Origin of the sequence: Bradyrhizobium manausense (assembly GCF_018130615.1) — a bacterium.
GTDB lineage: Bacteria > Pseudomonadota > Alphaproteobacteria > Rhizobiales > Xanthobacteraceae > Bradyrhizobium > Bradyrhizobium manausense_A.
Genome location: NZ_JAFCKB010000002.1, coordinates 324,660 through 349,674, shown reverse-complemented (window position 1 = coordinate 349,674; position 25,015 = coordinate 324,660). Strand labels below are relative to the sequence as shown.

At 64.0% G+C, this 25,015-nt stretch carries 23 protein-coding genes; 6 read left to right on the top strand and 17 right to left on the bottom strand.

What is annotated here, in order from left to right; translation table 11 throughout:
- Positions 1-34 precede the first annotated feature (34 nt).
- Entirely contained in the window at positions 35-931 is an 897-nt protein-coding gene (locus JQ587_RS05320) for a VOC family protein (protein WP_212424606.1), read from the bottom strand.
- Positions 932-1,128: 197 nt separating this feature from the next.
- Between JQ587_RS05320 and JQ587_RS05315 the strand changes: the two genes are divergently transcribed.
- Entirely contained in the window at positions 1,129-1,848 is a 720-nt protein-coding gene (locus JQ587_RS05315; RefSeq protein WP_212424605.1) for a GntR family transcriptional regulator, read from the top strand.
- Positions 1,849-1,870: 22 nt separating this feature from the next.
- Here the strand turns inward: JQ587_RS05315 and JQ587_RS05310 are convergent, their stop codons facing one another.
- From JQ587_RS05310 to JQ587_RS05300, 3 genes are all read right to left on the bottom strand, one after another.
- Positions 1,871-2,083, bottom strand: coding sequence for a hypothetical protein (locus JQ587_RS05310; protein WP_212300811.1), 213 nt, complete (start codon positions 2,081-2,083; stop codon positions 1,871-1,873).
- A gap of 216 nt (positions 2,084-2,299) precedes the next feature.
- Positions 2,300-2,476: a hypothetical protein gene (locus tag JQ587_RS05305; protein WP_212300812.1), complete on the bottom strand. Its 177-nt coding sequence runs from the start codon at positions 2,474-2,476 to the stop codon at positions 2,300-2,302.
- Between the two features lie 105 nt (positions 2,477-2,581).
- Positions 2,582-4,318, bottom strand: coding sequence for an adenylate/guanylate cyclase domain-containing protein (locus JQ587_RS05300; protein ID WP_212424604.1), 1,737 nt, complete (start codon positions 4,316-4,318; stop codon positions 2,582-2,584).
- A gap of 323 nt (positions 4,319-4,641) precedes the next feature.
- Between JQ587_RS05300 and JQ587_RS05295 the strand changes: the two genes are divergently transcribed.
- Positions 4,642-6,825, top strand: coding sequence for a lytic transglycosylase domain-containing protein (locus tag JQ587_RS05295; RefSeq protein WP_212424603.1), 2,184 nt, complete (start codon positions 4,642-4,644; stop codon positions 6,823-6,825).
- Between the two features lie 77 nt (positions 6,826-6,902).
- Here JQ587_RS05295 and JQ587_RS05290 read toward each other — a convergent pair whose 3' ends face one another.
- Positions 6,903-7,244: a hypothetical protein gene (locus JQ587_RS05290; RefSeq protein WP_212424602.1), complete on the bottom strand. Its 342-nt coding sequence runs from the start codon at positions 7,242-7,244 to the stop codon at positions 6,903-6,905.
- A 253-nt stretch (positions 7,245-7,497) separates the two neighbouring features.
- Here JQ587_RS05290 and JQ587_RS05285 point away from each other — a divergent pair, with 253 nt between their 5' ends.
- From JQ587_RS05285 to JQ587_RS05270, 4 genes are all read left to right on the top strand, one after another.
- On the top strand, positions 7,498-7,809 hold the full coding sequence (locus JQ587_RS05285; protein ID WP_212424601.1) for a hypothetical protein: 312 nt from the start codon (positions 7,498-7,500) through the stop codon (positions 7,807-7,809).
- 755 nt (positions 7,810-8,564) lie between these two features.
- Positions 8,565-10,547, top strand: coding sequence for a PAS domain S-box protein (locus tag JQ587_RS05280; RefSeq protein ID WP_212424600.1), 1,983 nt, complete (start codon positions 8,565-8,567; stop codon positions 10,545-10,547).
- Positions 10,544-11,215 (top strand): response regulator transcription factor, encoded by a 672-nt coding sequence (locus tag JQ587_RS05275; protein WP_212300817.1) that lies wholly within the window; start codon positions 10,544-10,546, stop codon positions 11,213-11,215. Before JQ587_RS05280 ends, JQ587_RS05275 begins: the two co-directional genes overlap by 4 nt.
- Before the next feature lie 104 nt (positions 11,216-11,319).
- On the top strand, positions 11,320-11,700 hold the full coding sequence (locus tag JQ587_RS05270) for a response regulator transcription factor (protein ID WP_433995261.1): 381 nt from the start codon (positions 11,320-11,322) through the stop codon (positions 11,698-11,700).
- 41 nt (positions 11,701-11,741) lie between these two features.
- Here the strand turns inward: JQ587_RS05270 and JQ587_RS05265 are convergent, their stop codons facing one another.
- From JQ587_RS05265 to JQ587_RS05210, 12 genes are all read right to left on the bottom strand, one after another.
- Positions 11,742-12,713: a tripartite tricarboxylate transporter substrate binding protein BugD gene (locus tag JQ587_RS05265; protein WP_212424599.1), complete on the bottom strand. Its 972-nt coding sequence runs from the start codon at positions 12,711-12,713 to the stop codon at positions 11,742-11,744.
- 88 nt (positions 12,714-12,801) lie between these two features.
- A complete protein-coding gene (locus JQ587_RS05260) occupies positions 12,802-14,043 on the bottom strand; it encodes a threonine synthase (protein WP_212424598.1) in 1,242 nt (413 codons plus the stop codon).
- Positions 14,044-14,253: 210 nt separating this feature from the next.
- Positions 14,254-15,675 carry a dihydrolipoyl dehydrogenase gene (gene lpdA / locus JQ587_RS05255; protein ID WP_212424597.1) on the bottom strand — a complete coding sequence of 474 codons (1,422 nt, stop codon included), beginning with the start codon at positions 15,673-15,675 and terminating at the stop codon, positions 14,254-14,256.
- A 17-nt stretch (positions 15,676-15,692) separates the two neighbouring features.
- A complete protein-coding gene (locus tag JQ587_RS05250; RefSeq protein WP_212424596.1) occupies positions 15,693-15,926 on the bottom strand; it encodes a hypothetical protein in 234 nt (77 codons plus the stop codon).
- A gap of 8 nt (positions 15,927-15,934) precedes the next feature.
- Positions 15,935-17,287, bottom strand: a complete 1,353-nt coding sequence (locus tag JQ587_RS05245) for a pyruvate dehydrogenase complex dihydrolipoamide acetyltransferase (RefSeq protein WP_212424595.1) — start codon at positions 17,285-17,287, stop codon at positions 15,935-15,937.
- A 62-nt stretch (positions 17,288-17,349) separates the two neighbouring features.
- Positions 17,350-17,802, bottom strand: a complete 453-nt coding sequence (locus JQ587_RS05240; RefSeq protein ID WP_212424594.1) for a nucleoside deaminase — start codon at positions 17,800-17,802, stop codon at positions 17,350-17,352.
- 2 nt (positions 17,803-17,804) lie between these two features.
- Positions 17,805-18,107 (bottom strand): DUF5076 domain-containing protein, encoded by a 303-nt coding sequence (locus tag JQ587_RS05235; protein ID WP_212424593.1) that lies wholly within the window; start codon positions 18,105-18,107, stop codon positions 17,805-17,807.
- Positions 18,108-18,110: 3 nt separating this feature from the next.
- Entirely contained in the window at positions 18,111-19,493 is a 1,383-nt protein-coding gene (locus JQ587_RS05230; RefSeq protein WP_212424592.1) for a pyruvate dehydrogenase complex E1 component subunit beta, read from the bottom strand.
- A 29-nt stretch (positions 19,494-19,522) separates the two neighbouring features.
- Positions 19,523-20,545: a pyruvate dehydrogenase (acetyl-transferring) E1 component subunit alpha gene (pdhA, locus tag JQ587_RS05225; RefSeq protein ID WP_212424591.1), complete on the bottom strand. Its 1,023-nt coding sequence runs from the start codon at positions 20,543-20,545 to the stop codon at positions 19,523-19,525.
- A 169-nt stretch (positions 20,546-20,714) separates the two neighbouring features.
- Entirely contained in the window at positions 20,715-22,115 is a 1,401-nt protein-coding gene (locus tag JQ587_RS05220; RefSeq protein ID WP_212424590.1) for a glycerophosphodiester phosphodiesterase family protein, read from the bottom strand.
- 176 nt (positions 22,116-22,291) lie between these two features.
- Complete coding sequence (adh, locus tag JQ587_RS05215; RefSeq protein WP_212424589.1) at positions 22,292-23,809, bottom strand: aldehyde dehydrogenase; 1,518 nt, start codon at positions 23,807-23,809, stop codon at positions 22,292-22,294.
- Positions 23,810-23,958: 149 nt separating this feature from the next.
- Complete coding sequence (locus JQ587_RS05210) at positions 23,959-24,918, bottom strand: helix-turn-helix domain-containing protein (protein WP_212300829.1); 960 nt, start codon at positions 24,916-24,918, stop codon at positions 23,959-23,961.
- Between the last annotated feature and the right edge of the window lie 97 nt (positions 24,919-25,015).

The following is a 25,015-nucleotide window of genomic DNA, read 5'->3' as shown; positions in this document are numbered from 1 at the left end:
TACCTCGTTTCGCGTGGTTGATGGATCGTCGCGCTCAGGGCGCGGCGTAGCGAACGGACAGTTGCGCTGCCTTGACGTGTTCGGCCTTGGGCGGCGCGATGCCCCATTGATCGGTGCGGCCCGGCGGCCAGACCCAATGATCCGGGCCCCGCACGACGTAGCTGTCGTCGACCTGCAGCACCTCGGCGGTGTATTCGATCACGGTCCCCACGGGGTCGATGAAGTAGGAGAACACGTTGTCACCGGGGCCGTGGCGACCGACGCCCCAGGCGATCGGGAAACCGGAATCGATCATGCGCCCCGAGCCGCGCATCACCGCCTCGAGGTTCGGCATCAGAAAGGCAACGTGGTTCAGTCCATTGACGTTGGCGTCGGCAATCACGACCGCATGGTGATCGCTGTTGCAGCGGACGAACGCCATCGCCTTTGAACGGTCGGTCAGCTGAAAGCCGAGGACTCTTTCGTAGAAACCGGCGGAGCGATCGACATCCGTGCTGTTGAGATTGACGTGCGCAAGCCGCTCGGGCCGATCGCCTTGCCGTGGCTCCGGCGCATGACCGACATCGTCGTGAACGAAGCGCAGGATGCCACCTTCGGGCGCACGAACGGCCATCACCATGCCGCCATCGGGCGCCGCGCTGGGAGCCGGACTGCTCACCAGCCGGGCGCCTTCTTTGACCGCGTTGGCGGCAATGGCATCGAGATCGTCCGCGTGCGCGACGCGAAATGTCACCGCGCCGAGTTCCGGCAACTCACTTTGATAGAGCGCGACGACGTGATGATCGCTGCCGGTCGCGCGCAGGTAGACGATGCCAGCCGCCTGCGTGACGAGCGCAAGGCCCCAGACCTCGCAATAGAACCTTACGGAGCGATCCAGGTCCGGCGTGCCGAGATCGACGCTGCGCAGCGCTGTCACCGGAAACCGGGGCATGAACGCACTCCTCCATCAGGCCACTATCCGGGCAGACCAGGCGTGGCTTTCTTGATCGCGGTCGCACCTTCACGACCCGCACGCCCCTTTTATTACACAAAATCGATATCGCAACAAAAATTTATACATTTTTATGAATCATCATCGGATGTATATGATGACGACCGCCTGCTGAGCGAACAACGGAGCCTAGAACGGTGGATTTGACTGCGGCCTCTCCCCTGCCAGCGCCATCGACGCAGGCGAGCCATGTCTATGACCGGCTGCGCGAGGACCTGCTTTCCGGACGCCTCGCCCCGTCGCGCAAGCTGCAGATGCGGTTTCTGATGGAGGCCTATCAGACGGGCCAAACGCCGCTGCGGGAGGCGCTCAACCGGCTCACTGCCGACGGACTGGTCGAGGTCCGCGAGCAGCGCGGCTTCTACGTCAAGGATGTCAGCCGCACCGAGCTAGCCGAGCTGACCAAGACGCGCTGCTGGGTCGAGGCCCTGGCGCTACGCGAGTCCATGGCAGCGTCCACGCCGGGCTGGGAGGAACAGCTCGTCCTGGCACACCATCGGCTGAGCCGCGTGCCGCGGTCGTTGAGTGCCACCGAATTCGAAGACAATCCCGAATGGGAGAAGCTGCATCGCATCTACCATCGCACCTTGATCGGCCAATGCGGCTCGCAATCCCTGATCGCGTTCTGCGGCCAGCTGGCCGACCAGCTCTATCGCTACCGGCGGCTGTCGATCAGCAAGGCCTTTCCGTCGCGCCACGTCGGTGACGAGCATGCGGCGATCATGGATGCGGTGCTGAGCGGCGATTGCGATCTGGCGGTAAAGCTGTTGACGGCGCACTACCAGCGAACAGCCAATGTCATCCTTCAAGATGAAGCCATCTTCCCGGAATTGCGGGGCGAGGCGGCGCGCAGCTAATCAGGCCCGCCCGACCCCTTCCTCACCGCGCGCCCTTGAGCGTGCAGGAGGTGGTACAGGTCACCGTGTTGCCGTGGTCGCACGACTTGCAGGCGGCAACACACTGGTTCATGTCGCGGGGATTGTAGGACGTGTAGTTGCGCATCGGACAAAGCGGGGTCGAGCCGGTGACGTCCTGCTCCTGGTTGCAGGCTGCCGTCAGAAGCGCAAACAGGATGACCGCAATCAGGCGCATGGGATGTCAACCGTCGGACGAGCTAGGTTCGCGGGCAACATTGCATCGCAAACTTGCCCCAGGCATTCCCACCGCGGGGAATCGCACTGCACGACTCCCTGCTTCCCACACAGAATGCGGCTCAATTGTTAAAAACGGATTGCGACCGGGCACCGGCTCGTCATGAGACGGATGCTCCGCATCGTGCCTCGCTCCAACTGAACCCCCTGGGCCGCCTCAGGCGGCGGCCTTGGTCGCGATCACGTGGCGCATGTCCACCGCTAGCTGGCGATACTGCTCCCCGAGCTTCAGGTAGAATTCGCGCTTGGTGCTGTCGGTGGCGAGCTTGGCAATCAGCTCGCATTCGGCGGTGAGTGTCTCGAACCGCTCCAGCCTGTCCTCAAGTTCTGTCATCGGCGTATCCCCATCAAACGCCTTAGGGACAGTGAACCTAAGCCCGCAATTTAGGTCACGGCGAACATCGTTATGGAGTAGAATGAATTATTCAGAGACGGACGGCTATTTGCTGTCCATCCGCCAGGCGCCGTCCCAATCGGCCGCCGGCGGGCTGGCCTCGAACTCTGCGATGCGGGCGAGCATCGCGCGCGCAGGACCGTCGCCGGGGCAGCTCTCCAGCGCGGCGTTGAACGCGGCGCGTGCGCCCTCGAAGCGGCGCGCGCGATAGGCGGCAAGGCCTTCGGCATAGTGCTTTCGCGTGCCCTCTTGCGCATCGGTCAGCGCGCCTGCCCTGCCCATCACCTCGAAGATCGCTTGCGGCGCACTCTGGCCTGCGACCGCCAGACGATCGATCTCACGCAGCTCGAGCTTCGAGCCGATCGCGTCCGCCGTCGCCTGCGCGATCAGGATGCGGGTACCGTAGACCTTGTTGACCAGTTCAAGCCGCGAGGCCAGGTTCACGGCATCGCCCATCACCGTAAAGCTCATCATCAGCTCGGAGCCGATGCTGCCGGTCAGCACCTCGCCGGTGGCGATGCCGATGCGCAGATCGCACGGCACCGGCATGGCGCGGATGCCGAGCAGATCCGGCAATTGCTTCTGAAGCGCGGGTACCTGCTCGGCCATATCGACGGCGGAAAGCCCTGCGAGCAGCGCCTGCTCGTCTTCCTCGATGAAGGGCGGGCCCCAATAGGACATGATGGCGTCGCCGATATATTTGTCGATCACCCCGCGGTTGTTGCGGATCGGGCCGGACATCACCGTGAAGTAGTGGTTCATCACCTTGACGAGGCCGCGCGGCGTCATGCCCTCGCTCATCGAGGTGAAGCCGCTCATGTCGCAGAACATGATGGTCATCACCCGGCGCTGTCCGTCGATGGCGACCTCGGGCCGGTCGATCAGGCCCTGCACCACCTTGGGATCGATGTAGCGGCCGAAGGTCTCGCGGATGCGCTCGTTGTGGCGCAACTGCTCGATCATACGGTTGAAGGCGGCTGCGAGCTCGCCGATCTCGTCCTGGGTCGAGACGGCAATGGTTTTGTCGAAGCGGCCCGCCTCGACCTCGCGGGTGCCCGCGAGCAGCAGCCGCACCGGTCGCGTAATGCCGCTGCTGACCAGCAGCGCAAAGGCAAATCCGACGATCGCCGCGAGCAATGTCACAGCACCCGAAACGATGATCGCCTGGCGCTGGTGGCCGACCACCTGCGACGTCGAGACGAAGACCTGCTTGAGCATGTCGGCGCGGATCGCATCGATCCTCTGGTTGAATAGATCGCGCGTGGCATCGATGTGCTCCAGCGTCCCGCGCGCCTCCGCCATCTGCTTGGCATCGACCTGCTTGAGCAGCTTGGCGTGATCCGCGTTCATGTCGCGGCGGAGCTCGCTGACCGCGGTGTCGATGCGGGTGTCGATCCGCGCCAGCGCGGCGTTGTCCGACGGCGTCCTGGTGTCGTCGATAATCGCGTTGATGAGCTTTTGCGCGGCTGACGTCTCCTCTTCGATCTTCCGATCGGCGTCCTCGAACTCCCTCAGGCGCGCCGCATAGGCCTCCTCGTCCGAGGAGTCCTGCATCTTCATCATGACCATCCGCCGCAGCGCCACCGACCGCTCGAGCGAACGGATGTTGGCCCGCGCCAGATCGCCATAGGCCGGGATGTAGCGGTTGGTCAGCTCGTCCAGGAGAACACCGACCTGGCTCGACATCACCATCGACAGGATCGAGGTGATCAGCATCAGGACGATCAATCCGAGGGCGATGCCGACGATCTTGCGCCGGATCGACTGGTTGAAAAGCGGCATGGGGTGCGGGCAAAGGGCTGAAAAGAAGGTCTGGAACTCAATACACCGGATTTTCGCCCGGGAACACGCGCAATCGAGGCGCTCGTGGTGCTACGCGCCGCCCGCAACCGTCGCGCGAGGCCCGATCGTTAACAAAGGTTAAAGCCGCCCCCGCTTCCGGCGTTTCGGAAGTTCCAGAGTTCCAATCCGTATTTTGCCGCATTGTTGCGGGAGCGTGACCAATGCGAAACGATGTCGTGGCATCGTTTGGTGTCGTCTTTGATTCTCAAGCCGCATGTCGTCGCGGACCTTGGTTTGTAGTGGTTTCGCAGGGGGACCATCGAATGAACCAGTGCCTACGCTCGCTCGCGTGTGTCGTTGCCGTGGCCGCTTTGGCCCTCCTTCCCACCGAGGTGGCAGCGAAGAGCAGTCACAAATCATCAGCGTCGAAGAAGACGCACGAAGCCAAATCCGCCGGCAAGCAGCGGCATGCAAGCGGCAAGCACGCCAAACATGCCGAGGCCAAGCGCAAATCGAAGAAGCACGACGACGAGCCCGCGGACAAGCCGGCGCCGCCGCCGCTGACAGGCGACCTTGCTGCGCTAAAGGACGCGATCGACCTCGCGCGCAAGGGCAAGGCCGATGACGCGACCGCAGCGCGCGATCGCATCGCCGATCCCGCCGGACAAAAGCTCGCCGACTGGTTCATGCTGCGCCATTCCGAGAGCACCGCGAATTTCAAGCGCTACGCCGCCTTCCTCGCCGCCAATCCGAATTGGCCGAGCGCCGCGCTGCTGCGCCGCCGCGCCGAGGCACGGCTTTGGCAGGAGAAGAGCAATGCGGCCACTGTGCACGCCTTCACAATGGACCGGCCGACCACCGCCAAGGGCAGTTTCGCGCTCGCCCGCGTGCTGATCTCCGAGGGCGACGGCGACCGGGCCGCGCGTTTCGTCCGCGCGGCCTGGCGCTCGGAGGAATTGTCCGAACGCAGCGAGGAGGACTCCTACGAAGCGTTCCACGACCTGTTGCGGCCTGAAGATCATCGCGCCCGCATGGACAAGCGCCTGGGCGCCAAGGATTATGCCGGCGCGAAGCGCGCGGCCAAGCGCCTCGGTGAGGACGCCCTCGCCATCGTCAAGGCTTGCGCCGCGGTCAATGGCAAGGCCGACAAGGCCAAGGATTATCTCGACGACGTCCCGGCTGACGCCCGCCGCGACCTCGGCTATGTCCTCTGCCGCGCACAATGGCACCTACAGAAGGACCGCATCGACGATGCGGCCGAAGTGATCCTGGCGGCTGCGTCCGACACGATGGCGGCCCAGGACACCGATGCCTGGTGGCGCGAGCGGCGCCTGCTGGCGCGAAAGCTGCTCGACCAGGGCAAATTCCAAACCGCTTACGAGGTGGTGCGCGCGGCCGCGGTGCCGGCGATGGAGGTCTACCGCGTCGACTACCACTTCATGTGCGGCTGGATCGCACTGCGCTATCTCGACGATCCCAGGACGGCGATGGCGCATTTCGCCGCGATCGACGAAGGTTCGGCCAATCCGATCGCGCTGTCGCGCGCCCATTACTGGCGCGGCCGTGCGGCCGAAGCGATGAATGCGACGGCCGATGCGCAGCAGAGCTACAGGGCTGCCGCGCGCTATCCGACCGCCTATTACGGCCAGCTTGCCCGTGCACGGCTCGGTATCGAGGGAATCGAGCTGCGCGCCCCCTCGCCCGTGCTGGCCGCAGCCGACACGCTGGCTACGGACGAGCGCGTGCGCGCCGCCGACATGCTGTATGGCATCGGCGAGCGCGACGTGGTGTTCTATTACGCCGAGGATTTTGCCAAGGAGAGCACCGATGTCGCAGCGCTCGAAGCGCTCGGCGAGCTTGCCGGCCAGCGCAACGATGCGCGCGTCATGCTCGAAATCGGCAAGTCGGCGCTGGCTCGCGGGCTGGCGCTCGACCATTACGCCTTCCCGACCATCGGCATCCCCGAGCACAAGCAGGTCGCCCCCGCGATCGAGACCAGCGTGATCTATTCGGTGGCACGCACCGAAAGCTCGTTCGACCAGCGCGACAAATCGGCTGCGAACGCCGTCGGCCTGATGCAGGTGACGCCGGAAGCCGGCCGCGACACCGCAAAACGTTTCGGCGTGACCTATGATTGGGACAGGATGGTCTCCGACCCCGTCTACAATACCCAAATGGGCGCTGCCGAGCTCAGCGCGCTACTATCGGAATATCGCGGCAACCAGATCATGACCTTCGCCGGCTACAATGCCGGCCGCGGCCGGGTGCGCGAATGGGTGCAGGCGCATGGCGACCCGCGCGACCCCAAAATCGATCCGGTCGACTGGGTCGAGCGCATCCCGCTGTCGGAGACCCGCAATTACGTCCAGCGAGTGATGGAGAACGTGCTGGTCTATCGCGCGAGGTTCGAGGGCAGCGGCGCCGTCGCCGGCAAGACCGACCAGCGCATGGTGACGCAAGAAATCAGCGCAACGGCACCCGTGGCAGCCGCAGCACCCGCTCCCTAGTCGACGCCGCCGGGGCTGGACCGCGGCGCCTGCGAGGTTACGTTGCTGCGGCTTCCCGCGCGGGTACAGTCGCGCAGCTAGGTGTCACCTCCTTCCATCGTGATCAGATCGCAACCGTGCAGAAATGCGCCGCTCACGGCTCTCGCGAAGGTCCAGATCTGCATCGTACAGCTCCAGCACGAGACGGCACTCAGGACCGCCAACATCTCGATCATGTTCCCGCCGCCCGGCTCTCCGCGCCCAAACATCGGCCACGGCATCAGCAGCGTCCCGAGTTCGCCGCGGCGATAGCAGTCGTAGTCACAGTAGCAGCGCTGTGTCCGCACGTGCCGGACATAGCCGGACCGGATCGAGCGCGCGCATGTGCTGCAGGTCGCCGAGCATAACGCGGGCTCGTGATTGACCAGCACGAATTTCATGAAGCCGCCCTAACGCGATCTTGCGCGAGAGCTTCGCAGTACAGCGCATAGCATTGATAGTCGCAGTACGGCAGGCGGGTCGCTATCTCGCGGAGATAACTGCCGCTGATCGGCTCACAGCACTGCATGCAACACACCTGCCGGAACGGCGTCCGGCCGTTCACCAGCACGAAGGCGAATCTCATGTGGCACCTCCCAAAGCGAAGCAGTAAACGCTGTCCAATGGAGACAGTGCGGGCGGTGGAGCGCAAAGATGGTTTCGGCCGTCCGGATTATCCCTGTTTCGCTCCACTTTTTGCGGCGGGACCGGAATGTATCTTCCGTCCTCCCTGCGCCGCGCGTAGATCTGGCCGTCGACGTACTTGATATCGGTCGGATAGCAGTCAGCGCTGTTGCAGCAGCTGAGGCTGGGATTGTCCGGCATCTGCCAGGTCGAGTAGAATTTTTCGTGCAGCGCCTGGTCCTGGGGTGGATGGTGGCGATGAACGGCGCCCTGTCCCGTTTCCTGCGCCTGGACCGTTGCGGTGGAGCAGAGGAGAACCATCGCGCACAAGAGCTTGCATGAGCGGTTCAACACACGGCCTCCCGGATCAAACCATCGGAGCGACGTCAGCCTTCTAATTCAGCCTCACGCGAATTGAGCCCGAAACAACCACCGGCGGTCGCGTTCGCGGCGTGTGCGGAAGCGGTCGACGCATTTCTTGGAGCAGAGCGCGGTGCGCCACGAATAGTAGCGGATCAGACCAAATTTTCCGCCACAGACCGCACAGCCTTTGGCTGAAGAGCAAGGCTCGGACTGCGCTAGGCCACGCTCGGGAAGTGCGGATGCATCACACATTGCTGTCTCCCTCTGTTGCTTGCGCTTTTGCCGGTTCGTTCCCATCGACCTCTCGCAGGCCGTGAATCGCGGCGATCGCGTTGCGCATCGAGAAGTGCCTGTCGATAAGACGCTTCGGCCGTAAGCCTCGGACCGGTTCTCGTGCGCCCTCTGCGATTTGGCTGGTCGGCATTTCCCGATTGGTCGTGAGGGTAGTGCGCCGAGCACGAACCGCTCAATTGTACGGAGGTAAACGGCCGACATGATTAGGATTGAAGGGGCTATACCTAGGTTTGTCCGTATTCACCCGGGGTCCCGCCCCTTGTCATGTTCAACGAGACAGCGCACGACGCTCCGGCTGCACGGGCACGGCGAAATTTTCGCGGCAGGGGCGTGGTTGCCGCGCAGCGATGGCCAGGGCGGCGAGCGGTTGGCCGGAATTGCTCCCCTCGCGGCAACGTGCTCTACTCGCCGTCACGCAGAGAGCGCCGGGAGCGTCTGCGATGAAGTCTGGCCGGGCAGTGACGTTTGGGAAGTCAGCCGCGCAATTCCTCGCCGGCTGTGTCAGACAAACTGTAACCGCCAAGCCGCAATCCGAGCCCGATGGCGGCTTGCTCGAGGCGGTCAAGCAGTGGCAGCAAGTCTTCGAGCATAATCCGGTCATGTATTTCATGGTTGATCCGGCGGGAACCGTGATCAACGTGAACACGTTCGGCGCCGCGCAGTTGGGCTATTCGGCCGCAGAGTTGATCGGCCGATCGGTGCTGGATGTCTTCTTCGAGGAGGATCGCGACTTCGTCCGCGCGTGCGTTGCGCTGTGCCTTCAGACCGTCGACCAGTCCCACACCTGGGAGATCCGGAAGGTGCGTAAGGACGGCTCGGTGCTATGGGTGCGCGAGAACGCCAAGACCATGCTGCGGGCCGATGGCGGACCAATCGTGCTGGTGGCCTGCGAGAACATCACCGAGCGCAAGGCAACCGAGAATGCGCTGCGACAGAGCGAGGCTTATCTCGCCCAGGCGCAGGAATTGAGCCACACCGGCAGTTTCGGCTGGCGGGCCGCAACCAGCGAGATCACCTGGTCCAAGGAGACCTACCGCATCTTCGAATGCGACGAGGGGAGCAAGCCACAGATCCCGGTCATGCTCCAGCGGATCCATCCGGAGGACCGGCTCGCGGTGGAACGGACCACAGGGCGGGCCGCGCGCGCGGGAAAAGATTACGATCACGAGTATCGGCTCGTGATGACCGACGGCTCCATCAAGTACGTCCGTGCGGTGGCCCGGGCCACGCGAGATTCCGCCGGTCATGTGGAGTTCGTGGGATCGGTGAGCGACATCACGGCGACCAAAGAGGCCGAGCGCAAGCTTCGCGAGAGCGAGCAGCGCTTTCGCGACTATGCGGAGACCGCATCTGACTGGTTCTGGGAAACGGGGCCGGACCACCGTGTTACCCTGATTTCGGAGCATTCGGATACCACCGCCGCCCCAGCGGGCGTGATCGGGCTCACGCGGTGGGACATCGCTCCGGACGCGGATCTCGAACCCGAAAAATGGCGGCAACATCGGGCGGCGCTCGACGCCCACGTTCCATTCCGCGACTTGGTGTATCGCAGCAAAGACCGCAACGGCCAGCCGATCTATGTCCGGACCAGCGGCAAGCCATTCTTTGACGCTGAGGGAGCTTTTCTGGGTTACCGCGGCGTCTGCACCGACATAACCGCGGCGATCCGAGCCGACCAGGCCGAAGACGCACTGCGCAAGGCCCAAGCCGAGCTCGCCCATGTGACGCGCGTCACGACGCTGGGCGAGCTGACGGCTTCCATCGCTCATGAAATCAATCAGCCGCTTGCAGCCGTGATCGCAAATGCCGACGCCTGCCTGACCTGGCTGCAGCGCAGTCCGCCCGATTTCAAAGCGGCCCGCCGCTCCGTGGAATGGATCATCGAGGACGGCACCCGTGCCAGCGACGTCATCCGTCGCGTCCGTGCGCTCGCCAAGCGGTCGGACATCGAGATGGTTCCCCTCGATGCCAATATCGTCGTGCGCGAGGCCGTCGCACTCGTTCAACGCGAAATGGCCAGCCATTCCGTGTCGATACGAATGGCGCTGTCGTCCGCGGTGCCCAAGATCTTTGGCGATCGAATCCAATTGCAACAAGTCCTGATCAACCTGATCATGAACGGCATTGAGGCCATGGAAGGCGTCGATGATCGCCCGCGCGAGCTGGCCATCCGCTCAGCGGCGGATGACGACGAGACGGTGCTTTTAAGTGTCGCCGACTGCGGCGTCGGCATCAGTGAACAGGCGATAGACCGTCTGTTCACGCCGTTCTTTACAACGAAGGCCTCCGGCATGGGCATGGGCCTGTCGATCTGTCGCTCCATCATCGAGGCTCATGGCGGACGTCTTTCCGCAGCACCGAACCAGGGGCGCGGCGCGACTTTTCAGATTGCTCTGCCCCGCCATCGAGAGGAAGCATCGTGACCGAGCGCGCGGAACCCTCGCCGGCGCAAGACGATGGCGATCAGCCAATCGTCTTCATCGTCGACGACGACGTGTCGATGCGCCGTGCGCTCACCAATCTATTCGAATCGGTCGGCCTCAAGGTCGAAGCATTCGGCTCGGCTCCGCAGCTCCTCCAGGTCAAGCCGCCGGAAGTCCCCAGTTGCCTGGTGCTCGACATCCGCCTGCCCGGAGCCAGCGGCCTTGACCTGCAGTCCGACCTTGCCAAGGCCAATATCCACACGCCCGTCATCTTCATCACCGGTCATGGCGATATTCCCATGACCGTTCGGGCCATGAAAAGCGGCGCCGTCGACTTCCTGACCAAGCCTGTTCGCGACCAGGACATCCTGGACGCAGTCCGGGCCGCGATCGAGCGGGACCGCAAGCGGCGCGACCTCAACAGGGTGGTCTCGACCGTCAAATCGCGTTTCGAGTCACTGTCCTCGCGCGAGCGAGACGTATTGTCGCTGGTGACGGCCGGCCTGATGAACAAGCAGGTGGCCGCCCAGCTTGGATTGGCTGAGATCACCGTCAAGATCTATCGCGGCCAGATCATGCGGAAAATGGGCGCGAAGTCGCTCGCCGATCTGGTGAGAATGAGCGAGGCGCTCGGAATTCAATCCAGCAAGCGCGACGTACAAACCTAAGTATGAGTTTCCAATGGTGACTGGCAGGTCCACCTTGGGTGCCCATCTGCAGCCGCGGACGACGGCAAGCGCGTTGTCCCGGGCAAGGAGTGGACGTCTTGTCAGTGGCTTCGGTCATTTCGGTGGTCGACGACGACCCTTATGTGCGGGCCGCGATCAACAATCTCTTGAAATCCCGCGGATACATCGTCCACACATTCGCCTCCGCCGAGGAGTTTTTGAGGTCGAGCGTTGCGACTGACACCTCGTGCGTGATCGCCGACATGCAGATGCCATCGATGACCGGCATCGATCTGCTGACCCAGATGCGCGCGGAGGGGTCGCCTACCCCGTTCATCGTCATCACGGGTTACCCGGATGAGAGCGTGCGTGCGCGCGCGCTCAACGCCGGGGCAACCTGTTTTCTCGGTAAGCCGTTTGCCCCCGCGGATATGATGCGATGCCTGGAGCGGGCGCTGGCGGCGGGCGGCGAAACCCGGGGGTGATGGCCCCGGCGTCCGGAAAACGCGGCGGAACGTCGCCGACCTCACTCCACCTTGATGTTCGCCGCCTTGATGATCGGCCACCATTTGGCAATCTCGGCCTTCTGACGATTGCCGAGCGCCTCAGGCGCGAGCTGATCCTGCGGCGTCATCTCCAGACCCTGGCTTTCGAGCTGCTTCTTCACGGCGGGATCATTTAGCGCTTCCACGGCGGCCGCGTTGAGCTTGGTCACGATCTCCTTTGGCGTGCCCTTGGGCACCCACATTCCCGACCACAGCGTCATGTTGAAGCCCTTCAGCCCGGCCTCCTCCGCGGTCGGAATTTCCGGCGCCGAGGCCAGACGCTTGTCGTCGGTGATGGCATAAGCGCGGATGGTACCGGCGCGGACCTGATTGATGGAGTTGGAGGTCTGGTCGACGATGAGGTCGATCTGCCCGGCAATGAGATCGTTCAGCGCGGGCGCCGTGCCGCGATAGGGCACGTATTGCAGCTTGATGCCGGAGACGCTTTCGAAATAGACGCCGGCGATGTGACTGCCGGAGCCTGCGCCCGCAGTGCCGGCTGTTGGCGGCGACGGGCGCGACTTCAGCCACGCCAGCAACTCCTTCAGTGAAGTCGCGGGCACCGCGTTCTTGCTGACCACAATCATCGGATTGCTCGGCAGCAGCACCACTGGCTCAAGGTCGTCGACGAGATCGTAGTTGAGCTTGTAGACCGCGCCGTTGGCGACATGCGTGCCAAGATGACCGAAGGAAATGGTGTAGCCATCGGCCGGCGAATGCACGGCACGCCCTACCCCGATCGACCCGCCGGCCCCCGTGACGTTCTCGATCACCAGCGGCTGGCCGAGCGACACGCGCATCCGCTCGGCAAGCACGCGCGCCATCGCATCCGACGGGCCGCCGGCTGCGAAAGGAACGATGATGGTGATCGGATGGGATGGAAAATCGTCGGCGCGCGCGACGCCCGTGATCGCGAGAATGCCGATCAGCCCGGCCCAAACGGCCTTCTTCATTTGTAATCTCCCCAACGATCTCGTTTTTGTTTTTATCTCTTCCCGCGTACGGGAAGAGCAATCGTTCGTGAAGAGACGTATTGCCGCGCTAGAACTGGGTGTAGTCGATCGGCTTGTGGCGATCGAGCGTGCGGGTGACTGGCGGCAGCGGGTATTTCAGGCCGGTCGCGCAGTTGAACAACATTACGCGGTCACCCTTCGAGACGCGGCCATCGGCGAGGCTGTCCTTGTAGGCGGCGTAGGTCGCGGCGCCCTCGGGGCACAGCAGCAGCCCCTCCTCGCGCGCGACCTCGTTCAGCGCCGCCGAGATCTTGTCGTCGTCGACCGCGATGGCAAAGCCCTTGCTCTCGCGCACGGCGCGCAGGATGAGGAAGTCGCCGATCGCCTGCGGCACGCGAATGCCGGATGCGATGGTGTGGGCGTCCTCCCAGCGCGTCGCGTGCTCGGTGCCGGCATCATAGGCGCGCACCATCGGCGCGCAGCCCGAGGCCTGCACCGCCACCATGCGCGGGCGCTTGGAGCCGATGAAGCCGATCTTCTCGAGCTCGTCGAACGCCTTCCACATGCCGATCAGGCCGGTGCCGCCGCCGGTCGGATAGAAGATCACGTCGGGCACGTCCCAGCCGAGCTGCTCGGCGAGCTCGAGGCCCATCGTCTTCTTGCCTTCAATCCGGTACGGCTCCTTCAGGGTCGAGGTGTCGAACCAGCCGACCTTCGCCTTGCCCTCGCCGACGATCTTGCCGCAATCGTCGATATAGCCGTTGACGCGGTAGACGGTCGCGCCCTGCAGCTCGATCTCGCTGACATTCACCTCGGGCGTATCGGCCGGGCAGAAGATCGTGGTCTTGATGCCGCACGACGTGGCGTAGGCCGCGAGCGCCGCGCCAGCATTGCCGTTGGTCGGCATCGCCATGTGCTTGATGCCGAGCGCCTTGCCCATCGACACCGCCATCACCAGGCCGCGCGCCTTGAACGAGCCGGTCGGCAGGCGTCCCTCGTCCTTCACGATGATCTCGCCGCCGCCGAGCTTCTTGCCGAGCTTCGGCAGCCGGATCAGCGGCGTCGTGACTTCGCCAAGCGAGACGATGTCCTTGCATTTGCGCACCGGCAGCAGCTCGCGATAGCGCCACATATCGCCGGGACGTTCCTTGAGCGCATCCTTGGTCAGCGCCTTCTTCACACCGGCGAGGTCGTACCGGACCAGCAGCGGCTTGCCGGCCTTGGAGAGATTGTGGACCTCGTCGGCCGCGTAATGATCGCCCTCCATCGCGCATTCGAGATGGGTGACGAAAGTCGGGCGTTCGATGGTCAGGTTGTCGTTGTCGTGCATGGGTTCACTCCCTTTTCTTGTTGTTCTGCTTATGCGCTGGTGAACTTGTCACCCTGAGGTCCCGGAGCGAAGCGGAGGCCTCGAACGGCGACGAGCCCGGCTGCCACACCTTGGCCGTCCATCCTTCGAGGCTTGCTCAGCGGCGCCATTGCGCGCCGCAAGGCGAGCGCCTCAGGATGACGGGGCGGGACGGTGCAGCCGCCTCTCCCGTCAAATATTCAGCACCCGTCCATACGCATCCAGCACCGCTTCCTTCATCATCTCCGACAGGGTCGGATGCGGGAACACCGTGTGCATCAGCTCTTCTTCCGTGGTCTCCAGATTCATGGCGACCACGTAGCCCTGGATCAACTCGGTGACTTCGGCGCCGACCATGTGGGCGCCAAGCAATTGGCCGGTCTTCTTGTCGAAGATCACCTTGACCAGGCCCTGGTCCTCGCCGAGCGCGATCGCCTTGCCGTTGCCGACGAAGGGGAAACGGCCAACGCGGATCTCGCGGCCGCTCTCCTTGGCCTTGGCTTCCGTCAGGCCGACCGACGCGACCTGCGGATGGCAATAGGTGCAACCCGGGATCATGTTCTTGTCCATGGGATGCGGATGCAGGCCCTTGATCGCCTCGACGCAGATCACGCCCTCATGCTCGGCCTTGTGCGCGAGCATCGGGGGACCGGCGACGTCACCGATGGCGTAGATGCCGGGGATGTTGGTCTTGCCATAACCGTCGATCACGATGCAGCCGCGGTCGGTCTTCACGCCGAGCTTTTCCAGGCCGAGATTCTCGATATTGCCGACGACGCCGACGGCCGAGATCACGCGCTCGAATTCGGTGGTAACGGGCTTGCCCTTGCCGTCGTCGATGGTAGCAACGACGCTGTCGGCCTTCTTCTCGAGCTTCGTCACCTTGGTCGAGGACATGATCTTGATGCCCTGCTTCTCCAGGCGTTTGCGGGCAAGGCCGGCGATCTCGGCGTCCTCGACGGGGAGGATCTGCGGCAGCACCTCGACGACGGTGACGTCCGAGCCCATGGTGTGGAAGAACGAGGCGAACTCGATGCCGATCGCGCCGGAGCCGACCACCAGCAGCGACTTCGGCATCCGCTCCGGCACCATCGCTTCAAAATAGGTCCAGATCAGCTTCTTGTCGGGCTCGAGGCCCGGCAGCACGCGCGGCCGCGCGCCGGTGGCGATGATGATGTGCTTGGCCTGATAAGCCCCCTCGCCCAGCGTCCCCTTGGGCGCCTCGACGTCGGACTTCTTCACGGTGACCTTGCCGGGCGCGTCGATCGAGGCCGCGCCCCAGATCACGCTCACCTTGTTCTTCTTCATCAGGAAGCCGACGCCGTCGTTCAGCCGCTTGGAGACGCCGCGCGAACGCTGCACCACGGCCTTCGGGTCGAACGAGACCTTTTCCGCCGACAGGCCGTAATCCTTGGCGTGCTGCATGTAGTGATAGATCTCGGCCGATCGCAGCAGCGCCTTGGTCGGGATGCAGCCCCAGTTCAGACAGATGCCGCCGAGATAGGATTTCTCGACGATCGCGACCTTGAAGCCGAGCTGGGCGGCGCGGATCGCGGTGACGTAACCGCCGGGGCCGGAGCCGATGATGATGACGTCGAAGGATGTGTCGGCCATTGCGGCTCCCATTCAACTCAAGCGGTCGTTGTGCCGCGGGCGCGGCGATTGAGGATGTACGTTCTGATCAGCCATTCCGCGAGAATGACCAGTGCCATGACGGCGAAGATGGTGAGCGCGATCGGCGCCCAGATATTGCGCGACAGCGCCTCCCCGGCAAAGAAGGCGGCGTCAACGATGTCGCGGCCGAGCGGGCTGAGCGTGAGGATCAGCGAAATCAGCATCGAGATCCAGGGCCAGCGCGTCGTCATGCGCCAATTCAGACCATCATCATGACGGGGTTTTCGATCAGCTGCTTGAACGCACCGATCAGCTCGGCGCCGAGCGCGCCGTCGATGGCACGGTGATCGCACGAGAGCGTCACGCTCATCATATGCGCGATCTCGATCTTGCCGCCGCGCACGACGGGGCGCTCCTCGCTGGTGCCGACCGCGAGAATGGTGGCGTGCGGCGGGTTGATCACGGCGGTGAAGTGGCTGATGCCGTACATGCCGAGGTTGGAAACGGCCGTGGTGCCGCCCTGGTATTCTTCCGGCTTCAATTTGCGAGAGCGCGCGCGCGCGGCAAAGTCCTTCATCTCGTTGGAAATGGTGGACAGCGTCTTGGTCTCGGCCTTGCGGATGATCGGGGTGATCAGGCCGCCCGGCATGGCCACGGCAACGCCGACGTCGGAATGGTGGTGCTTGACCATGCCGGACTCGGTCCAGCTGACGTTGCAGTTCGGGATCTTCTGCAGCGCCACCGCCATCGCCTTGATGACGAAGTCGTTGACCGAGATCTTGTAGAGCGGCTTCTTCTCCTTGTCCTTCGGCGCAGCCGCATTGATCTCCTCGCGCGCGGCCATCAGCTTGCCGATGTCACAGTCGATGGTGAGGAAGAAGTGCGGGACATTCTGGATCGACGCGGTCAGGCGCTGCGCGATGGTGCGGCGCATGCCGTCATGCGGGACGATGTCGTAGGAGCCGGGCTCGAACAGCGACAGGATCTGCTTGTCCGACATGGTCGGTGCGATCGAGGGTGCACCGCCGGACGGCGCCGCGGCGGGCGCCTTGAGGCCCTTGCCGGACTTGGCCTGCTCGACGTCGCGCGCAACCACGCGGCCGTGCGGGCCGGTGCCGGTGACCATGCCGACATCGATGCCGGCTTCCTTGGCGATGCGGCGCGCCAGAGGCGACGAGAACACGCGGCCGGCATGGCCATTGCTCTGAGCGGCGGGTGCTGCAGCTTGCGGTGCCGGCGCCGCTGCGGGCGGCGCTGCAGCCTTGGGCGCGGCAGGCGCGGGAGCCGGCGCTGCAGCCGGAGCCTCAGCCGCCTTGGGCGGCGCGGCCGACGCGCTGGGCTTGGCACTGCCTGCGGCCTTGACGTCCTCGCCCTCGCCGGCGAGCACAGCGATCACGTCGTTGACCGGCACATCCTGCGTCCCCTCCGGCACCAGGATCTTGGCGATCGTGCCCTCGTCGATGGCTTCGACCTCCATGGTGGCCTTGTCGGTCTCGATCTCGGCGATGACATCGCCGGATTTGACCTTGTCGCCTTCCTTCTTCAGCCACTTGGCGAGGTTACCCTTCTCCATCGTTGGCGAAAGAGCTGGCATCAGGATGTTGATGGGCATGCTGACCTCACGAAGAACTTCTCAAAACGTCGCCTTCGAAAGTGAAGACGAACGGACCAGGTTTAGTTGCCGATGTCGCCCTGCCACAGGCGCTCATTGGCGGGGATGGAACGCCAATTTCTCATCATGGTGATGGAGCGATCGTCGGCAAGGTCGATCCAGGGAATCCCGAACTTGTCGAGAATATCCTTGGAGCCCGGAAACGTGACGGACTCTCCGATCACGACGAGCTTGACCTTGAACAAAGCGAGCGCGCCGGCACACATCGAGCATGGCGACAGCGTGGTGTACATGACGGTGTCATGGAACGAGATCGCGCCCGCTTCGCGCAGGCAGCTCATCTCGCCATGAAGGATTGGATTGTTCTCCTGCACGCGGTTGTTGTGACCGCGGGCGATGATCTTGTTGTCGCGCGTCAGCACGGCGCCGATCGGCAGGCCGCCTTGCGCGATCGAGGCTTCCGCTTCGCGGATCGCCTCCAGCATGAGATCGAAATGATGGGCTTCGATCGTCACGGTCAGTGCCCCTTCCCGCGCGGCGTCGTGGTGCCGGTGTCGGTGGGACGCTCGATCTCGGCCTGGAACATGTCGAGGATCCGGTTCAGCGCGTCTTCCTCGGTGTACTCGCTCTCACGCGCATAGGCGCGCGCGGCGTGGCGGGCGAGATCGACGAGCAGCAGGCCCCACATGTCGGGCTCTTCGAAGGCACGCTGGAACGCCATCGACAGCCCGCCATCCAGCACGAACACGCGCAGGATTTCGACCGCGTCGTCGCGGGCGATGACGTCGGGCGGCAGCGGCTGCTCCTTCGGGCCCGCCATGGCCTACCTGTAGCAGACGGCTTTGGCGGCCTCGACGACTTCGGCCGCCGACGGCAGCGCGAGCTTCTCCAGGTTCGCCGCATAAGGCATCGGCACGTCCTTGCCGGCGACGCGCGCAACCGGCGCGTCCAGATAGTCGAAGGCATTCTCCATGATGCGCGCGGCGATCTCGGCGCCGACGCCGCTCTGCGCCCAGCCCTCTTCCACCGTGACGGCACGGCCGGTCTTCTTGACCGAGTTGATGATGGTCTCGGTGTCCATCGGCCGCAGCGTGCGCAGATCGATCACCTCGGCCTCGATGCCGTCCTTGGCGAGCTCGTCGGCGGCCTTCAGCGCATAGGTCATGCCGTTCGACCAGGAGATGATGCTGACGTGGCTGCCGGAGCGCACGATGCGCGCCTTGCCGATCGGAATGACGAAATCGTCGAGCTTCGGCACCTCGCCGGTGTGGCCGTAGAGCACCTCGTTCTCGAGGAAGATCACCGGATTGGGATCGCGGATCGCGGCCTTGAGCAAGCCCTTGTAGTCGGCGGCCGAGAACGGCGCGACGACCTTGAGGCCGGGGACGTTCGAGTACCAGGCCGAGTAGTCCTGGCTGTGCTGGGCGGCAACGCGGGCTGCCGCGCCGTTCGGTCCGCGGAATACGATCGAGCAGCCCATCTGGCCGCCGGACATATAGAGAGTCTTGGCCGCGGAGTTGATGATCTGGTCGATCGCCTGCATGGCGAAGTTGAAGGTCATGAACTCGACGACCGGCTTCAACCCGGTCATCGCAGCGCCGACGCCGACGCCGGCAAAGCCGTGCTCGGTGATCGGGGTGTCGATCACGCGCCTCGCGCCGAACTCCTGGAGCAACCCTTGCGTCACCTTGTAGGCGCCCTGATATTCGGCGACCTCTTCGCCCATCACGAAGACGTCGGGGTCGCGGCGCATCTCTTCGGCCATGGCGTCGCGCAGCGCTTCGCGGATGGTCTGCGTGATCATCTCGGTGCCGGCAGGCACTTCGGGATCGGGCTCGGCGACGGCCTGCGGCGCAGATGCGGCCTTCGGCGCTTCGGCTTTCGCCGCGGCGGGGGCAGCGGATTCCGCAGCCTTCTCCTGCTTGGCAGGCGCGGGCGCCTTGGCAAGGTCGGCGGCGCTCTCACCGTCGGCGAGAATGGTCGCGATCGGCGTGTTCACGGCAACGTCGGCTGTGCCTTCGGGAATCAGGATCTTGCCGAGCGTGCCCTCATCGGTCGCCTCGACCTCCATCGTGGCCTTGTCGGTCTCGATCTCGGCGATCACGTCGCCCGATTTGATCGTCTCACCCTCTTTTTTCAGCCATTTGGCGAGGTTGCCCTTTTCCATCGTGGGCGACAACGCGGGCATCAGCACTTGAATTGGCATATCGACTCCAAAAGAAAGCTTGCGCGCGTTCAGCGGTAAACATCGGTCCAGAGCTCGGACGCATCCGGCTCGGGATCATGCTGGGCAAAGTCGGCGGACGCATTGACGATGTCGCGCACCTCGGCGTCGATCGCCTTGAGATCGGCCTCGCTGACCTTCGACGCCAGCAGACGGTTGCGCACCTGCTCGATCGGATCCTGGTCGTGGCGAACCTTCTCGACCTCCTCGCGCGTGCGGTATTTTGCCGGGTCGGACATCGAGTGGCCGCGATAGCGGTAGGTCTGCATTTCGAGAATGAAGGGGCCCTTGCCGGCGCGGCACCAGGCCGCCGCCTCCTCGCCCGCAGCCTTGACGGCGCGGACATCCATTCCGTCGACCTGCTTGCCGGGGATGTTGAAGGACACGCCGCGCTTGGAGAAATCCTGCTGCGCCGAGGCGCGCGAGACCGCCGTGCCCATCGCGTAGCGGTTGTTCTCGATGACGAAGATCACCGGCAGCTTCCAGAGCTCCGCCATGTTGAAGCTCTCATAGACCTGGCCCTGATTGGCCGCGCCGTCACCGAAATAAGTGACGCTGACATTGCCATTGCTGCGATAATTGTTGGCGAAGGCGAGACCCGTGCCGAGCGAGACCTGCGCGCCGACGATGCCGTGACCGCCGTAGAAGTGCTTCTCCTTGCTGAACATGTGCATGGAGCCGCCCTTGCCCTTGGAATAGCCGCCGCGGCGTCCCGTGAGCTCGGCCATGACGCCGTTGGCGTCCATGCCGGTGGCAAGCATATGGCCGTGATCGCGATAGCCGGTGATGACCTGATCGCCCTCTTTCAGGGCCATCTGCATGCCGACCACCACGGCCTCCTGGCCGATATAGAGATGGCAGAAGCCGCCGATCGCACCCATGCCATAGAGCTGGCCGGCTTTTTCCTCGAATCGCCGGATCAGGAGCATGTCGCGGAGCGCCTTCAGCTCCTGCTCTCTCGTGAATTCCGGGGGCGAACCGCCGTCGGTTTTGTCTTGTGGGCTGCTTGCGGCGGCTTTCTTGGGGGCGGCCATGAGAATTCCGGGTCAGAGAAAACTAAGCCCTCTCTAACCTAACTCAATCGTGTGTGAAAGCACCGCAGTGACATGCCACGACTTTCATTATGCCGCACTGCAACGTGGCCGAAATTTTGCAAAACCTTTGGGCACGATCAGGCAACATTCGGATTCCACGCCGCTCGCCTCACCAGCCGAGCTCGCGCAAATACGCCGCGCGGGCGGCAACCCCGGTATGCGTGAAGTCGGTGAAGACCCCGTCCACACCAAGACGGAAGAATTTGAGATATTCCTGCGCGGGATCGGCGTGATAGTCGGCAGCCAGATATTTCTTCTCGTTCCGAAACGTGAAGACGTGGACAAAAAGGCCGAGCTTGTGGGCATCGGCAATCAGGCTGGTTGCGTCCTGCGTCGAAGCCTCCGGTGTCGATCCCTTGTAGGGCGTACCGTCGGCATTGGCATCCTTCCACGGCGCGATCTTGAGCGGAACGATATAGGCCTTCCACGGACCGATGCCGTCGGCATAGGTCTTGATCTCGGCAAGGCCCGCAGGCGTCAGCATCGCGTCATACAGGCGCGCGTCTCCGGCTGCCGTCCAGTCGAACGGACGTGAATTGGTGATGTTGTTGAGCAGGACGTTGCCGGTCCTGAAGTCGATGCCGTTGCCGTCGACGAGCTGAACCTGCCGCGCCTGGAGACCATGGCTGCGCATGTATTTCAGGCTGCCCGGCTCAAAGCTCTGAACGAGGATGGGTGCATCCTTCGTGTTGAGGCCGTTGTCCTTGATGATCTTGATGAGGGCGTCCTCGAGCGGATGACTGCCCGGCGCGCCACAACCATTGGCGATGGCCTGGGCATTGTTCCAGCTCGGGTTCTTGGTCTCTGGATAGACCAGGATGGTCCGCCCCGTCTCCTTGCTCTTGGCTTTGGCGATGTCGAGGATGTCCTGGAAGCTGATGACCGGGAGCTTGCCGTTGAAAACCTTCGGCCGCTCATTGGCGGCGTCATAGGTGGTGCCGCCGATCCATTCCTTCAGCTCGGCCATGGTGAAGTCGGTGATCGACCAGTCATTGCTGTGATCCTCACCGTCGACGATCAATGACTTCAACACCGATTTGGGATCGGTCGGATCGGTGAGATCCGTGAGGTAGTCAGCGGGCACGCCGGCGGCCGCCGGCGCCTTGACGCGCACGCCGGGCACCGTGCGCTTGCGGGTCGCGATCGCCGCATTGGTCTTCGCCACTTCGGCAACGTTGGTGTTGTCGCCCAGCCAGGGGTTGTGACGCGCAACCAGGACGCAGTCCTTGGTCAGATGCAGATCTTCTTCGAGTGCGTCGGTTCCCAATGCCGCGGCGAGGTCGTACGAGGCATGGGTTTCTTCCGGCACCAGCCCCGGTACGCCGCGATGTCCGAGGATCAGCGGTGCTTTTCCGTCCACGGTTAGGAAGGGTTTTGCGCCTGATGGCGCCGGCGCGGTCTGCGCGAGGGCGATCGATGGCGCAAGCAACGCCACGGCCGCCACGCCGAGCAGCATCGCTCCGACATGGATCTTACGCTGCAGGAGAGTGTGCAGGGGATTGCTCGTCATGGTCGCGCCTTCCGTCATGGCCTGGCATCGCATCGTAGCGATCGGGCTGCCGTCTTGTCTCAATTCTCTGACAGACGGATGACGGCGGGGCGAATGATGACGGATGTACACAGGCGGCGCCGCTGTGACGCCGCCTGTGCCTTTCCGATCAGAACTTGCCGATCGGGATCCGCCGATCAGAAGAAGCCGAGCTTCTTCGGGCTGTAGCTGACCAGGAGGTTCTTGGTCTGCTGATAGTGATCGAGCATCATCTTGTGGGTCTCGCGCCCGACACCCGATTGCTTGTAGCCGCCGAAGGCCGCATGCGCCGGATAGGCGTGGTAGCAGTTGGTCCAGACCCGGCCGGCCTGGATCGCCCGGCCGAAGCGGTAGCAACGGTTGGCGTCGCGGCTCCAGACGCCCGCCCCGAGGCCGTAGAGCGTGTCATTGGCGATCGCGAGCGCTTCGTCGTCGCTCTTGAAGGTCGTGACCGAGACGACGGGGCCGAAGATCTCCTCCTGGAAGATCCGCATCTTGTTGTGGCCCTCGAACACCGTCGGCTGGACATAGAAGCCACCCGAGAGATCGCCGCCCAGGTCGGCCCGTCCGCCGCCGGCCAGGACCTTGGCGCCCTCCTGCTTGCCGATGTCGATATAGGAGAGGATCTTTGCGAGCTGCTCGCCGGAGGCCTGCGCACCGATCATGGTGTCGGCCGCACGCGGATCGCCCTGCTTGATGGCGGCAACACGCTTCAGCGCCCGCTCCATGAAGCGATCATAGATGTCAGCGTGGACCAGCGCCCGGCTCGGACAGGTGCAGACCTCACCCTGGTTCAGCGCGAACATCACGAAACCCTCGATCGCCTTGTCGAAGAAATCGTCGTCCTCGGCGGTGACGTCCTTGAAGAAGATGTTCGGCGACTTGCCGCCGAGCTCGAGCGTGACCGGAATGAGGTTCTGGCTGGCATATTGCATAATCAGCCGGCCCGTCGAGGTCTCACCGGTGAAGGCGATCTTGGCGATGCGCGGGCTGGAGGCGAGCGGCTTGCCGGCTTCGAGACCGAAACCGTTGACGATATTGAGCACGCCGGGCGGCAAGAGGTCGCCAATGATCTCGGCCCAGACCATGATCGAGGCCGGTGTCTGCTCCGCCGGCTTGAGCACGACGCAATTGCCGGCGGCAAGCGCGGGGGCGAGCTTCCAGCACGCCATCAGCAACGGAAAGTTCCAGGGAATGATCTGGCCGACCACGCCGAGCGGCTCGTGAAAATGATAGGCGATGGTGTCGTGGTCGATCTCGCCGATCGAGCCTTCCTGCGCGCGCACCACGCCGGCGAAGTAGCGGAAGTGATCGATCGCGAGCGGAATGTCGGCGGCGCGGGTCTCGCGGATCGGCTTGCCGTTGTCCCAGGTCTCGGCGATGGCGAGGCGCTCGAGATTCTCTTCCATGCGGTCGGCGATCTTGTTCAGGATCGCGGCGCGCTCGGCGACGCTGGCCCGTCCCCAGGCGCCCTTCGCGGCATGCGCGGCATCGAGCGCCGCTTCGACGTCCTGCGCGTCGGAGCGCGCGATCTTGCAGACGATCTGGCCGTTCACCGGCGAGGCATTGTCGAAATATTTGCCCGAAATCGGCGCGACGAACTTGCCGCCGATGAAGTTGTCGTAGCGTTCGGCGAAGGGAACTTTGGTGACGTTGAGGAATTCAACCTTGTTCATTGATCACTCCCGATGTTGATGTTTGCGCAAATCGTCGTGTGTTCACGACTTGCCCAACGATCTCGCGGAAGGTGATTTCTGTCAGCCCGGGTGGACGCGATGGCCGGGCGGACCTGTCGCAGTTGTGCGACAGTCCCGGGCAATAGCACTCAGTGCTTCAGCTCGAACCGCTTCAGCTTCCTGTGCAGCGTGGCGCGGCTGACGCCGAGGGCCTTGGCGGCTGCCGAGACGTTGCCGCCGGCGCGAAGCAGCGCCCGCTGCACCACCGCGCGCTGACCGCCGGCCAGGTGGTCACACGCGGTATCGCCGCCGAGCAGATCCGCCGCGGGCACCGGTTGCAGCGCCCGGCCAGGCGCAATCCCGAGTCCCGCCCTCGCCGACCGGGTCGCACCGATCACGAGGTCGTCCGCATCGACCGCGACCAGTCCGATGGACTGGCCGTCAGCTCCCGGCGTCAGCACGATACGGGCATGGGCGAAGGCCCGGCGAAACAGGTCGGCCTCGATGCGCCTCGCGGCTTCACCGGCCGCCAGCGCGATCAGACTGGAGAAGGCGTCCGTGCGGTCGGCGCGGCAGGAGGAGACGTCGAGCACGCCGGCAAAGGCCGCCTCGTGGTCGTAGATCGGAACGGCGGTGCAGCTCAGAAGCGTGTTGCGGGTGAAGAAATGCTGGTCGCGATCGATCGTCAGCGGCCGTTGCTCGACGACGCAGGTGCCGATGCCATTGGTGCCCTCGTGCTCCTCGCTCCAGAGTGCGCCGGTCCAGAGGCCCCAGGACCGAAATGTCGCGTCGTCGGCGGGCGTGCCACGGCGGTCGACCGGAACCCCCTCGCCGTCGGCGAGCAGCACACAACAGCCGCTCGCGCCGACCGCCTGGTAGAGCCGATCCAGGGTGCCTTGCGCGGCGGCCAGCAGCGGCGCGATGCGCTCGCGTGCCTGTTGCAGCTCGACGTCGCTCAGGCGCACGGGCACGCTACGGCCGGAGGGATCGAGATGATGTAGGCGGGACGAACGGCGCCACGAGGCCACGAGCGCGGAACGAGCCGCCTGGCCTGACGCAATAGCGGCTTCGACACGAGCCGCGTGATGCCGGGGCATCGACCCATCCATCACCGTTTCCTCCGGGAAGCAGTCTAGTCGGCGCCCTCACAACCCGATTGATCTCCGTCAACCTTTGGCGGCATCGCGCCTAGGCAAGCAATGCCCC